At 73.1% G+C, this 13,272-nt stretch carries 10 protein-coding genes; 2 read left to right on the plus strand and 8 right to left on the minus strand.

All coding sequences use genetic code 11. The features are described 5' to 3' along the window. Positions 1 to 8 precede the first annotated feature (8 nt). Positions 9 to 1,232: a trypsin-like serine peptidase gene (locus ACIQ9G_RS32320; RefSeq protein ID WP_403616747.1), complete on the plus strand. Its 1,224-nt coding sequence runs from the start codon at positions 9 to 11 to the stop codon at positions 1,230 to 1,232. A gap of 70 nt (positions 1,233 to 1,302) precedes the next feature. On the opposite strand, the gene hflX is transcribed toward ACIQ9G_RS32320, so the two are convergent. The 6 genes from hflX to miaA all read right to left on the minus strand — a co-directional run bounded on the left by hflX (position 1,303) and on the right by miaA (position 10,065). After that, complete coding sequence (hflX, locus tag ACIQ9G_RS32325) at positions 1,303 to 2,631, minus strand: GTPase HflX (RefSeq protein WP_403616859.1); 1,329 nt, start codon at positions 2,629 to 2,631, stop codon at positions 1,303 to 1,305. A gap of 360 nt (positions 2,632 to 2,991) precedes the next feature. Next, on the minus strand, positions 2,992 to 4,578 hold the full coding sequence (locus ACIQ9G_RS32330; RefSeq protein WP_403616749.1) for a M1 family metallopeptidase: 1,587 nt from the start codon (positions 4,576 to 4,578) through the stop codon (positions 2,992 to 2,994). 88 nt (positions 4,579 to 4,666) lie between these two features. Then, positions 4,667 to 7,171, minus strand: coding sequence for a RelA/SpoT family protein (locus tag ACIQ9G_RS32335; RefSeq protein ID WP_403616751.1), 2,505 nt, complete (start codon positions 7,169 to 7,171; stop codon positions 4,667 to 4,669). A gap of 302 nt (positions 7,172 to 7,473) precedes the next feature. After that, positions 7,474 to 8,343: a diaminopimelate epimerase gene (gene dapF, locus ACIQ9G_RS32340; RefSeq protein WP_403616754.1), complete on the minus strand. Its 870-nt coding sequence runs from the start codon at positions 8,341 to 8,343 to the stop codon at positions 7,474 to 7,476. 174 nt (positions 8,344 to 8,517) lie between these two features. Further along, on the minus strand, positions 8,518 to 9,018 hold the full coding sequence (locus tag ACIQ9G_RS32345; RefSeq protein WP_403616862.1) for a hypothetical protein: 501 nt from the start codon (positions 9,016 to 9,018) through the stop codon (positions 8,518 to 8,520). A gap of 108 nt (positions 9,019 to 9,126) precedes the next feature. Next, entirely contained in the window at positions 9,127 to 10,065 is a 939-nt protein-coding gene (gene miaA / locus ACIQ9G_RS32350; protein WP_403616756.1) for a tRNA (adenosine(37)-N6)-dimethylallyltransferase MiaA, read from the minus strand. Between the two features lie 196 nt (positions 10,066 to 10,261). Between miaA and ACIQ9G_RS32355 the strand changes: the two genes are divergently transcribed. Further along, the gene (locus ACIQ9G_RS32355; protein ID WP_403616759.1) at positions 10,262 to 10,633 is read left to right on the plus strand and encodes a hypothetical protein; all 372 of its coding nucleotides are present in this window, start codon (positions 10,262 to 10,264) and stop codon (positions 10,631 to 10,633) included. A gap of 26 nt (positions 10,634 to 10,659) precedes the next feature. On the opposite strand, the gene ACIQ9G_RS32360 is transcribed toward ACIQ9G_RS32355, so the two are convergent. Next, complete coding sequence (locus ACIQ9G_RS32360) at positions 10,660 to 11,373, minus strand: class III extradiol dioxygenase subunit B-like domain-containing protein (RefSeq protein WP_403616761.1); 714 nt, start codon at positions 11,371 to 11,373, stop codon at positions 10,660 to 10,662. A 291-nt stretch (positions 11,374 to 11,664) separates the two neighbouring features. Further along, entirely contained in the window at positions 11,665 to 13,185 is a 1,521-nt protein-coding gene (gene miaB / locus ACIQ9G_RS32365; protein WP_403616762.1) for a tRNA (N6-isopentenyl adenosine(37)-C2)-methylthiotransferase MiaB, read from the minus strand. Between the last annotated feature and the right edge of the window lie 87 nt (positions 13,186 to 13,272).

Consider the following 13,272-nt stretch of genomic DNA (forward strand, 5'->3'; position numbering starts at 1 on the left):
GACGCACCATGCGTTCCATACGTACGCGTTCCATACGTACGCCTTCGGTGTCCCGCCGCGACCGGCGGCGCACCGTCCTCGTGGCCGGCGGTCTCGTCGCGGCCCTGGCGCTCACCGCCACCGCCTGCGGGGGCTCCGACGGCAAGGACGAGGGCGCCGGACCCGCCGCCACCGCCTCGCGGGCGGCCGGCGACGGCGACGACGGCAAGGTCCACGTCCCGGCCGACATCGCGAACAAGCTCAAGGAGCACGGGATCGATGTCGACCAGTGGAAGAACGGCGGCTGGAAGAACTGGGACCGGGACAAGTGGCTCAGTGAGGCCAAGGACTTCGTCAACCCGATGATCAAGGGGCTGTGGAAGCCGGAGCGGATGAAGTCCGCGCAGGAGGCCAACAAGACGGTCACCCAGGACGCCGCCGCCGAGGGCGTCAGCGACCCGGAGCCCCGGCCGGTCCAGGCGCAGGCCGAGAAGACCCCGTACCACGAGAACGCCGCTCCGGTCGGCAAGGTCTTCTTCGACTCGCCCGAGGGCTCGATGGTCTGCTCCGGCACCGTCGTCAAGGACGTCAACCACCCGGGCAGGTCCAACCTGGTGTGGACGGCGGGCCACTGCGTGCACGCCGGCCGGGGCGGCGGCTGGTACCGCAACATCGCCTTCGTCCCGGCCTACAACGACCTGGGCAGGCCCGCCTCCGAACTGAGCAGCGCGGACTCCACCGAGGTCGCTCCGTACGGCGCCTGGTGGGCGGACTGGGCCTCGACCTCCGACCAGTGGATCCAGGGCGGCTCGGAGACGGGCGGCGCGGGCGCGGCGTACGACTACGCCGTGCTGCACGTGAAGCCGGAGTCCGGCGCGAAGTCCCTGGAGGAGACGGTGGGCGCGGCCCTGGACGTGGACTTCTCCGCCCCGTCGGCCGCCGAGGCCGCCAAGATGGGCGCCTGGGGCTACCCGGCCGCGCCGCCCTACAACGGCCTGAAGATGTTCCGGTGCGTCGACCGTCCGGGCCGGCTGTCGCTCAGCCCCGCCCTGCCCACGATGTACCGCATCGGCTGCACCATGACCGGCGGCTCGTCCGGCGGCGGCTGGTTCCGGGTGGTCGACGGCAGGACCGAGCTCGTCTCCAACACCTCGATCGGCCCGTCCGACCACACCTGGCTGGCCGGACCGCAGCTCGGCCGGGGCGCCGAGGCGCTCTACCAGAACATGAGCCGGACGTACGGCGACCGCTGACGACGGCACGGCGAAGGCCCGCCTCCCGCGATGCGGGGGCGGGCCTTCGCGCTGCCGGTCGGGCTGCCGGTCAGAGCGCGGGGGTGGGCACGTACGGTGCCAGGTCCGCCGCGAGCTCCTCGTGCACCCGGGCCTTGAGCAGGGTGCCCTCCGCGGTGTGCTCCTCGGAGATCACCTCGCCCTCGGTGTGGGCACGGGCGACCAGCTTGCCGTGGGTGTACGGCACGAGCGCCTCGATCTCGACGGACGGCCGCGGCAGCTCGTCGTCGATGAGCGTGAGCAGCTGGGAGATGCCCCGGCCGGTGCGGGCCGAGACGGCGATGGAGTGCTTCTCCACCCGCAGGAGCCGCTGGAGCACCAGCGGATCGGCCGCGTCCGCCTTGTTGACCACCACGATCTCGGGCACGTCGGTGGCGCCGACGTCCCGGATCACCTCGCGCACGGCGGCGAGCTGCTCCTCCGGGTTCGGGTGCGAGCCGTCCACCACGTGCAGGATCAGGTCGGAGTCGCCGACCTCCTCCATGGTGGAGCGGAACGCCTCGACCAGGTGGTGCGGCAGGTGCCGGACGAAGCCGACGGTGTCCGCCAGCGTGTACAGCCGGCCGCTCGGGGTCTCGGCCCGGCGCACGGTCGGGTCCAGGGTCGCGAACAGCGCGTTCTCCACCAGGACGCCCGCGCCGGTGAGGCGGTTGAGCAGGGAGGACTTGCCGGCGTTGGTGTAGCCGGCGATGGCGACGGACGGCACCTTGTTGCGGCGCCGCTCCTGGCGCTTGATCTCGCGGCCGGTCTTCATGTCCGCGATCTCCCGGCGCATCTTCGCCATCTTCTCGCGGATCCGGCGCCGGTCCGTCTCGATCTTGGTCTCACCGGGGCCTCGGGTGGCGAGGCCGCCGCTGCCACCGCCCATCTGCCGGGACAGCGACTGACCCCAGCCGCGCAGCCTCGGCAGCATGTACTGCATCTGGGCCAGCGCGACCTGCGCCTTGCCCTCCCGGGACTTGGCGTGCTGGGCGAAGATGTCGAGGATCAGGGCCGTGCGGTCGATGACCTTGACCTTGGCGACGTCCTCCAGCTGGATCAGCTGGCCGGGGCTCAGCTCACCGTCGCAGATGACGGTGTCGGCGCCCGTCTCGAGGACGATGTCGCGCAGCTCGAGGGCCTTGCCGGAGCCGATGTAGGTCGCCGCGTCCGGCTTGTCGCGGCGCTGGATCACGCCGTCGAGCACGACCGCGCCTGCGGTCTCAGCGAGAGCGGCGAGCTCGGCCAGCGAGTTCTCCGCGTCCTGCACGGTCCCCGAGGTCCAGACGCCGACGAGCACGACCCGCTCCAGGCGGAGCTGGCGGTACTCGACCTCGGTGACGTCCTCGAGCTCGGTGGAGAGACCCACGACTCGGCGCAGGGCCGCGCGGTCGGAGCGGTCGAACTGGTCGCCGTCCCGCGCTCCGTCGACCTCGTGGCTCCAGGCGACGTCCTCTTCCATCAGGGCATCGGCCCGAAGACCTTCGGGGTGGGACTGCGCGAGGCGCTTGGTGGCCTGGGAAGAGGAAGAAGAGGAGGTCATTGGGTCCTTACGTCGTTGGGAATCCGTAGTGCGGCGACGGAGCCGCGGCGGAACCTCAGGGGCCTCGACAGCCGCTCCGTCACTGCTCACAACGCTCGGGTACCCCGGGAGATTCCCGTGCCCCGTGCCGTGCCGACCCGAAGATGGTCGCACGGCACGGATCGTCCCGCCACGGTGTTATTGCTTCGCCTCCCGGAGCTACTTCTTGACCTTCGCCGGCCGGGACGGGCCGGGCTTCCAGTCCGGGTGGCCCGGCATCGGCGGCGTCTTCGCGCCGTACAGCCAGGCCTGGAAGAAGCCGCTCAGGTCGCGTCCGGAGATCTGTTCGGCGAGGTGTTCGAAGTCGGCCGTGGTCGCGGTGCCGTCCCGGTGCGTGCGTACCCAGTCGCGCTCCAGGTGCTCGAAGGCGGGCTTGCCGATCTCCTGGCGCAGCGCGTAGAGGACGAGCGCGGCACCGTCGTAGACGTTCGGGCGGAAGATGCTGATCTTCTGGCCCGGCTTGGGCGCCTTGGGCAGCGCGGGTGGGCCGCCGGACGCCCGCCAGCCGTCGGAGGCGCCGTAGGCGGCCCTCATGCGGACCGCCATGGGCTTGTCCGCCTTCTCCTCCGCGTACAGGGCCTCGTACCAGGTCGCGTGTCCCTCGTTGAGCCACAGGTCGGACCAGGTGCGCGGGGTGACGCTGTCGCCGAACCACTGGTGGGAGAGCTCGTGCACCATGACCGACTCGACGTACCACTTGGGGAAGGCGGGCTGGGTGAAGATGCCCTTCTCGAAGAGGGAGAGGGTCTGCGTCTCCAGCTCGAAGCCGGTGGCGGCGGAGGCCATGAGCACGCCGTAGGTCTCGAAGGGGTACCGCCCGACCTTGCCCTCCAGCCAGGCGATCTGGCCGGGGGTCTTGGCGAGCCAGGGTTCCAGCGCGGCGCGGTCGGCGGTGGGGACGACGTCCCGCACGGGCAGGCCGTGCGGACCGGTGCGGTGCAGCACCGTGGAGCGGCCGATGGAGACCTGCGCCAGTTCGGTGGCCATGGGGTGGCGGGTGCGGTACGTCCAGGTGGTCCCGCCGGGGGTCCGGCCGGCGCGGCCGGGCACGACGCCGGTGACGGGCAGTCCGTTGGCGACGGCGGTGTAGCCGTCGGGCGCGGTGACCCGGATGGTGAACATCGCCTTGTCGGAGGGGTGGTCGTTGCACGGGAACACCAGGTGGGCGGCGTCGGCCTGGTTGGCCATGGCGAGGCCGTCCTCGGTGCGCACCCAGCCGCCGTCCCGTCCCTTCTCGGGCACGGGGTCGCTGGTGTGGTGCACGGTGATCCGCATCAAGCTGCCCCGGGGCAGCGGCACGGCCGGGGTGACCACCAGGTCCTCACCGGCCGAGGCGAACGTCGCGGGCAGCCCGTCGACCTGCACCGAGTCGACGGTGCCGTGCGCGAAGTCGAGGTTCACGCGCTCGAGCGTGGAGGTGACCCGCGCGTCGATCGTGGTGACCGCGCGCAGCGGCTCGCTGTTGCGGCCGGGATAGGTGAAGGAGAGGTCGTACGACGTCACGTCGTACCCGGGGTTTCCGAGGGTCGGGAAGAGCCGGTCGCCGACGCCCAGCGGCGCGGGCGGGGCGCTCGCGGCGAGGAGGCCGAGGGAGGTGGCGCTCGCGAGCAGTGCCGCCGTCAGAGGGCGGCGGCGGGCCGCGGTGCGCGGGCCGGTTGGCCGGATGTCGTGGGGGTGGACGTCGGCGCCTGGATCGGAGGCGCCGGGGCCGGAGGGGCGGACCTGATTGCGGAAGGTGATCGCCATGCACCACGGCTACCAGCGCGCACGGGCGGGGCGGCGGCGGCGCGCGCCCGGCCCACCCGAACGGGGTTTTCCCGGCGGTCGGGTCCGCTCAGGCGTTCGGCGGCTGGGGCTGGGTGCGGCTCACGTCGTACACGCCCGGGACGTTGCGCATGGCCCGCATGAGGGCGGGGAGTCCGGCCGCGTCGGGGAGTTGGAGGGTGTACGTGTGGCGGACGCGCTGCTGGGCCGGCGGGGCCACGGTCGCCGAGACGATCGCGACGCCTTCGAGGGCGATGGCCTCCGTGAGGTCGGCGAGCAGATGCGGGCGGCCGAACGATTCAGCGAGCAGCGTGACCCGGCACGCGGTGGTGTCGCCCCAGCGCACGGCGACCTCCGCGCGCCCCGCGTCCTTCATCCGCTCCACCGCGGAGCACTCCACGCGGTGCACCGTCACCACTCCCCCGCGTACGGAGAACCCGGTCACCTCGTCGGGCGGCACCGGAGTGCAGCAGCCGGCGAGCCGCGCGGTCGCCCGCGGCCGGTCCACGACCACGACGCTCGCCCGGCCGGGGCGGCGGGCCGGGCCGCTCGCGGAGGTGCCGTCGGCGGGCGGTGCGGCCTGCGCCGTCTGTGCGGACTGTGCGGCCCGTGACGCGTGTGACCCGCGTGCGGTCCGTGGGGCTTGTGCGGCGTGAGCGGCGTGAGCGGCGTGAGCCGTCTGCGCTGTTTGTGCGTCGCTCGTTGTCGGGAGGGAACTCGCGGAGTCGCCTTCCCCGGCCTCCGCGCCGTCCCACCCTCCCGGACCTGCGCCCTCTCTCGCGCCGGCGGAAGCCTTCACGCCCGCCGGGCCGTCCGGCGCGAGGGCGCCCGAGGCGGGTGGTCTCTCCGCCTCTCCGGCTGCCGGACCGGAAGAGACGGCGTCGGCGTCGGCGTCGGAGTTCTCCCCGGTCCCGTCGCCGGCCGGTGCCGGATGGGCCGTCAGCCACCGCTGGATCGCGATGCGCGCTGCCGGGGTGCGCGCGTGGTCCAGCCACTCCCTGGAGGGCTCCGAGGCGGGGTCCTGGCCCATGAGGAGCTGCACGGTGTCGCCGTCCCGCAGGACGGTGCTCAGCGTCGCCAGGCGGCCGTTGACCCGGGCGCCGATGCACGCGTGCGCGTCCTCGCCGTACTGCGCGTAGGCGGCGTCCACGCAACTGGCCCCCTCGGGCAGGCCCAGCCTGCCGCCGTCGGGCCGGAAGACGGTGATCTCGCGGTCCTGGGCGAGATCCTCGCGCAGGGTGGACCAGAAGGTGTCGGGGTCGGGCGCGGCCCGCTGCCAGTCGAGGAGGCGGGAGAGCCAGCCGGGCCGGGTGGGGTCGACGCGCTCGCCGTCGGCCGGGGCGTCGAGGGCCGTGGCGTCGGCGGCGGAGGGGTCGGCGACCGGGGCGTAGGGGTTGCCCAGCGCGACGACGCCGGCCTCGGCGACCTTGTGCATCTGGTGGGTACGGATGAGGACTTCGACGACCTGGTCGTCCGCCGGGAGCCCGGCGGGCCCGTCCGGGCGCGCCTTCGGGAGGGCCACGGCGGTGTGCAGCGACTGGTACAGGTTGAACTTCGGGACGGCGATGAAGTCCTTGAACTCCGAGACGACCGGCGTCATGCAGGTGTGCAGTTCGCCGAGGACCGCGTAGCAGTCGGCGTCCTCGTTGACCAGGACCAGCAGGCGGCCGAAGTCGCAGTCGCGCAGCCGGCCGCGTTTGCGGGCCACCCGGTGCACGGAGACGAAGTGCCTTGGCCGGATCAGGACTTCGGCCTGGATGTCGGCCTCGCGCAGGACGGTCCGGACCCTCTCGGCGGTCACGGCGAGCGAGTCGTCCGGGCGGGCCGCGTTGTGCGCGATCAACTCGCGGGTGTGCTCGTACTCTTCGGGGCGCAGAATCGCGAAGACGAGGTCTTCCAGTTCGGTCTTGAGCGCCTGCACGCCGAGCCGTTCGGCGAGCGGGATGAGGACGTCCCGGGTGACCTTGGCGATGCGGGCCTGCTTCTCCGGGCGCATGACGCCCAGGGTGCGCATGTTGTGCAGCCGGTCGGCGAGTTTGATCGACATCACGCGGACGTCGTTGCCGGTGGCGACGAGCATCTTGCGGAACGTCTCCGGCTCGGCCGCGGCGCCGTAGTCGACCTTCTCCAGTTTGGTGACGCCGTCGACGAGATAGCGCACCTCCGCGCCGAACTGCTCGCCGACCTGATCCAGGGTCACGTCCGTGTCCTCGACCGTGTCGTGGAGCAGGGAAGCCGTCAACGTCGTGGTCTCGGCGCCCAGTTCGGCGAGGATCAGGGTCACGGCGAGGGGGTGCGTGATGTACGGCTCGCCGCTCTTGCGCATCTGGCCGCGGTGCGAGGACTCGGCCAGGACGTAGGCGCGGCGCAGCGGTTCGAGGTCGGCGTCGGGGAAGTGGGCGCGATGGGCCTCGGCCACGTGGCCGATGGCGTCGGGCAGCCGGTCGCGGGAGGCGGTGCCGAGCAGGGCCGCCCGGCCGAGGCGGCGCAGGTCGATCCGGGGGCGCGCCCTCCTGCGGGGCGCCGCGGGAGCGACTGGGCCCGGCGTCGCAGGATTCGTGGCATCCGCACTCATGGGCACCTCCGGCTGCGTGGACCGGCGGACGGGGTGCCCCAGGGCGTACAACGGCTCAGGGGATGGCTTCGGATTCCCCCGTCCGGGCCGGTGCTTGATGCTACCGACCCCAGCACGCGCAACCGGCCGTCTCTCGGCGAGCGTGAAACGGATCACCCATTCGAGCGATAGTTGCGAGGTTTACGATTTCCGGTCACCTGATGGGCGGTCAGCCGTGGATTCACTTCCGGGGCCGGCCCGCGAGCAGGTGAGAGGCCGTGACGACAGGCGGCCCGGGCTGCGATGCCTCGCCGGCCGCGGTGTCAGCGAACCGCGTTTTCCAGCCACTCGGCGTCGATCTCGCCCTCGGCGACGATCACCGCCGGGCCGGTCATCTCGATCTCGCCGTCCGGCCGTTCGGTGATCACCAGGGTGCCGCCGGGCAGGTCGACCGTGTACGTCACCGGGCTGCCGGTGACCGCGGGGTCGGCGCCTTCCCGCCGGGCGGCCGCCACCGCGACGGCACAGGCGCCCGTGCCGCACGAGCGGGTCTCGCCGGAGCCGCGCTCGTGCACGCGCATCGCCACGTGGCGGGGGCCGCGGTCGACCACGAACTCGACGTTCACCCCGTCCGGATAGGCGGAGGCCGGACTGAACGGGGGCGCGGAGTACAGGGTGCCGGCGTCCGAGAGGTCGTCCACGAAGGCGACCGCGTGCGGATTGCCCATGTTCACGTTCCGCGCGGGCCAGCCGCGCTCGCCGACGCTCACCGTGACGTCGCCCTCGGGGAGCCGTGCCCGGCCCATGCCGACGGTGACGTCACCGTCCTTGGCGAGGTGCACCGTCTTCACTCCCCCGCGCGTGGCGATCGCGAGATCGCCCTCCGTCACGTGCCCGGCGTGCTGGAGGTAGCGCGCGAAGACCCGAACGCCGTTGCCGCACATCTCCGCGACCGAGCCGTCGCCGTTGCGGTAGTCCATGAACCACTCCGCCTCGGCGGCCATCGCCCTGGCCTCCGGGTGGGCGGCCGACCGTACGACGTGCAGCACGCCGTCCCCGCCGATGCCCGCGCGGCGGTCGCACAGGGCGGCGACGGCGGCCGGGGAGAGGTCGACGGTGTTCTCCGGGTCGGGGACGATCACGAAGTCGTTCTCCGTACCGTGCCCCTTGAGGAAGGCGATCCGCGTGCTCATGCCTCGATCGTACGTGGTCGGTACGTCGATGGGGCCGCTGAATGATCACGGTCGGCAGCGCGTGAGCACGACCTGCCCGTCAGGGGCTGCCGGGCTTCGGTTGCCCGGCTCGGCACAGGCACAGGCACAGGCATGGGCATGGGCATGGGCATGGGCATGGGCTGCCGGACGTGCCTAGCGCAGCCGGGCCACTCTCAGCACGGCGAGGAACACGACCACGGCGACCAGGAGGGCGTACATGCCGACGACGCGCCAGTCGGGGCGCCGGCCGGAACCCCGCTGCGGGAACCCCGGCCAGGTGTGGCCGACCCGGCGGGCGGCCATCATGCCCCAGCCGGCCGCGCAGGAGCAGATCAGCAGGCCCAGCATGGCGATCACGGCGCCGCTGTCGCCGAAGTCGAAGGCCAGCGGGAAGGCGAACATCAGGGAGCCGACCGCGGCCAGGCCGACGATGGGCGCGAGCTGCCAGATGCGCAGCCGCCGCTGCGGGCGCAGTTCGACCTCGACCTCGGGCCCGGCGAACATCTCCTCGGGCGCCGGACCGTCGTCGGTCACACCGCCCTGCGTCTCGTCGGGCCCGTCGGGGCTCAGCGAGCCCTCGTCCGGATCCGCGTCAACGCGTTCCATGATGATGTGCTCGGTGCCTTGTGCGGTGTCGCGAGGGCCGGCCTCCATCGCCACGCGCCCTCCCAACTCGGACTCCACTTGGTCGATCGAAGCTCGATGATGGCATGGCGCCGGAGGCCCGGATGACGGCCTGGGCGTCCCGATGCCATCACGTGATCAGGCTGTAACCGGTCGTTCGACCAATGCCAGGGCGCGGTGCGGAAGTTCTGTGACATCCGCCGCAGCTCCGCTCAGCCAGTGCACCCGCGGGTCCCGGCGGAACCAGGTGTCCTGGCGGCGCGCGAAGCGCTTGGTGGCGCGCACGGTCTCCGCGCGCGCGTCGTCGAGGGTGCACTCCCCGGCGAGCGCCGCGAGCACCTGCTGGTAGCCGAGCGCGCGTGAGGACGTGCGCCCCTCGCGCAGGCCCTGCTCCTCCAGCGCGCGCACCTCGTCCACAAGCCCCGCCTCCCACATCCGGTCGACCCGGCGGGCGATGCGCTCGTCCAGTTCGGGGCGCGCCACGTCGACGCCGATCTGCACGGTGTCGTAGACGGAGTCGTGGCCGGGCAGGCTGGCGGTGAAGGGGCGGCCGGTGATCTCGATCACCTCCAGCGCCCGGACGATGCGGCGGCCGTTGCTGGGCAGGATCACCCGCGCCGCCTCGGGGTCGGCGGCGGCGAGGCGGGCGTGCAGCGCACCGGAGCCGCGCAGCGCGAGCTCGTCCTCCAGCCGGGCGCGGACCTCGGGGTCGGTGCCGGGGAACTCCAGGTTGTCGACGGCCCCCCGGACGTAGAGGCCGGAACCGCCGACCAGGACCGGCCAGCGGCCCGCGGCGAGCAGCGCGTCGATCCGCTCCCGCGCGAGCCGCTGGTACTCGGCGACGGAGGCGGCGACCGTGACGTCCCAGATGTCGAGGAGGTGGTGCGGGACGCCCTGGCGCTCCTCGGGCGTCAGCTTCGCGGTACCGATGTCCATCCCTCGGTAGAGCTGCATGGAGTCGGCGTTGACGACCTCACCGCCGAGGTGCTGGGCCAGGAAGACGCCGAGATCGGACTTTCCGGCAGCGGTGGGGCCGACGACGGCGATGACACGGGGGGCGGAGGGTGCACTGCTCACCGCACCAGTCTCGCAAACGTCCTGGCGGCGCCTCGAACGAGTTACGTGACGGCGCGGGCCGGGGTTCGTTGCGCGTTGTGAGACATCCGTTGCCGGATTCAGGCGGCCGCGGTCCGCACCTTGCGGGACATCGCGGTGGGACGCGCCGGGCCGGTCGGGTTATCGCCCGCACGCAGGAGTGACCTAGGGAGTGGACATGGGCGTATTCGCGCGACTTTTCGGCAGGTCGAGGGCTGCGGAGGAGGTATCGGCCGCCGGGGAGCGAGCGGACCGGACGGACCTCGACCCGGCGCCGGCCGGCCCGGAGGCGGAGGGCGCCGGCGAGGGGGACGCGCCGGAGGCGGCGCGGACCGACGAGGGCACCGCGGCGGCTGCGGAGGCCGAGGAGGGCGTCGTGGCGGCGGCCGCGGCAGCCCCGGTGGCCGGGGACGGCGAGGCGGAGTCGGCCGCCGACGACCCGGAAAGCCCGGCCGGCGCGGGCGCCGATGCCGAAGGTGTGGAGCTTCCCCGGCAGCAGGCCTCTCCGGAGGCGGCCGGGCACGAGGTCGGCGAGGGCGCCCGCACCTGACACCCGGGGCACCGGACGCGGCGCCGTCACGACCAGGTGGCGACCAGGTATCCCACCCCGTACGGAGCGTCGTCGTACAGCAGGGCACCGGAGAGGCCCGCCTCCTCGGCGGCACCCGCGAGCACCTGCCAGGGGGCCCGGCCCGACGCCTTCAGCTCGTCGGCCAGTCCGGGGTCGAGCGCCTTGAGGGCCGCGACGTCCGCCTCCCCGAGGGCGCGCGCGACCTCCGCGTCGAAGGGCGCGGCCCGTTCGTCGAGGTAGCCCGGCGCCTTGATGGTGCGGCAGGCGCTGGCGTCGCCCATCACCAGCAGGGCGACCCGCTCGGACCGCGCGGCGATGTCCCGCCCGGTCTCGGCGCACCTCTCGGGCTCCAGCGTCTCCCCGACGCCGAGCGCCTCGATCGGCGCGTCGGACCAGCCGGTGCGCTCCAGGAGCCAGGCGGCGACGGCGAGCGAGGGCGGCAGCGCGCGCCCGGAGGTGGTGCCCGTGTCCCGGCCGAGCCGTACGCCGAGGTCCACGCCGAAGCCCCGGAACGAGCCCGGGGTGCCCTCGGGGTACGGGCCGCGCCCGGACCGCTCGGCCGGTCCCACGACCACGAGCCGGTCGGGCCGGGCGGCGGCGAGGACGCCGAGGGCGTCGGTGCACGCGGCCCGCGCGACGTCCAGCTCGTGCGCGGCTCCCGCGGCGACCGCGGGGACCAGAAGGGGCGGGCAGGGGCAGACTGCGGCGGCGACAAGCATGATCGGCAGGGTAACGCCGCTCGCCGCCGGTACGGCATTCCCGGGGTGGGGCGGCCGGAACCCGGTCGCCGCAGCCGGCGCTCGGCACCCGCCGACTGGTCTCGGTCTCAGCCGCAGTGGCCGGCCCCGTCCGAGCCTCAGCCGGAGCCGGCGGCCCTCAGCGGCGCCCGCCGGTCAGTCGCAGTCGTTGCAGCCGGTCACTCGCCGCCGCGGCGGCGGCCCGTCCGGCCTTCAGCCGGAGCCGGCGGCCCTCAGCCACGGCCGCCGGCCGGTCGCAGCCGTTGCCGTCAATCAGTCGCAGCCGCAGCCGCTGCCCGTGGCCGCTGGGAGCGGGGCCGGAACGCCGATCTTGGGCAGGCCGAGCATCACGCCGGCCGGCTCGGCCGCCTCGGCCGCGTTGCGCTTCTCCCAGGCGTCGCCCGCGCGGGTGCGGCGCACGCCGAGCACCGCGCCCTCGGCGAGCAGGTGGTGCGGAGCGGCGTAGGTGATCTCCACCGTGACCACGTCGCCGGGGCGGACCTCCTGCTCCGGCTTGGTGAAGTGGACCAGCCGGTTGTCGGGGGCGCGGCCGGAGAGGCGGTGCGTGGCGCCGTCCTTGCGGCCCTCGCCCTCGGCGACCATGAGCTCCAGCGTGCGGCCGACCTGCTTCTTGTTCTCCTCCCAGGAGATCTCCTCCTGGAGGGCGACGAGACGCTCGTAGCGCGCCTGGACGACCTCCTTGGGGATCTGGTTCTCCATCTCGGCGGCCGGGGTGCCGGGCCGCTTGGAGTACTGGAAGGTGAACGCCTGCGCGAACCGGGCCTCGCGGACCACGTGCAGTGTCTGCTCGAAGTCCTCCTCGGTCTCGCCGGGGAAGCCCACGATGATGTCGGTGGTGATCGCGGCGTCCGGGATGGCGGCCCGGACCTTCTCGATGATCCCGAGGTAGCGCTCCTGCCGGTAGGAGCGGCGCATGGCCTTCAGGACCGGGTCGGAGCCGGACTGGAGCGGCATGTGCAGCTGCGGCATCACGTTCGGCGTCTCCGCCATCGCGGCGATGACGTCGTCGGTGAAGTCGCGCGGGTGCGGGGAGGTGAAGCGGACCCGCTCCAGGCCGTCGATGTTCCCGCAGGCCCGCAGCAGCTTGCTGAACGCCTCGCGGTCGCCGATGTCGGAGCCGTAGGCGTTGACGTTCTGGCCGAGCAGCGTGATCTCGGAGACGCCCTCCCCGACCAGGGCCTCGATCTCGGCGAGGATGTCGCCGGTGCGGCGGTCCTTCTCCTTGCCGCGCAGCGCGGGGACGATGCAGAAGGTGCAGGTGTTGTTGCAGCCGACCGAGATGGAGACCCAGGCCGCGTACGCGCTCTCGCGCCGCGTCGGCAGCGTGGAGGGGAAGGCCTCCAGGGACTCGGCGATCTCGACCTGCGCCTCCTCCTGGACGCGGGCGCGCTCCAGCAGGACCGGCAGCTTGCCGATGTTGTGCGTGCCGAAGACGACGTCCACCCAGGGCGCCTTCTTCACGATGGTGTCGCGGTCCTTCTGCGCGAGGCAGCCGCCGACCGCGATCTGCATCCCGGGCCGCGCGGCCTTCTTCGGCGCGAGGTGGCCGAGGTTGCCGTAGAGCCGGTTGTCGGCGTTCTCCCGCACGGCGCAGGTGTTGAAGACGACGACGTCCGCCTCGCCGTCCGCCCCCTCCGGCGCCCGCACGTAGCCGGCGTCCTCGAGCAGCCCGGCGAGCCGCTCGGAGTCGTGGACGTTCATCTGGCACCCGTAGGTGCGGATCTCATAGCTGCGAGTGACGCCCACTTCTCGGCTCCGGTCGATGCTGCTCATGCCACAAGGGTAGGCGGTCCGCGCAGTGCGTCCGGACGGCGGAAGAGCGGGGAACGCCTCGCCGGAATCACCGGGAAATGGGCGCAA

It is taken from the genome of Streptomyces sp. NPDC096152 (assembly GCF_044763235.1).
GTDB lineage: Bacteria > Actinomycetota > Actinomycetes > Streptomycetales > Streptomycetaceae > Streptomyces.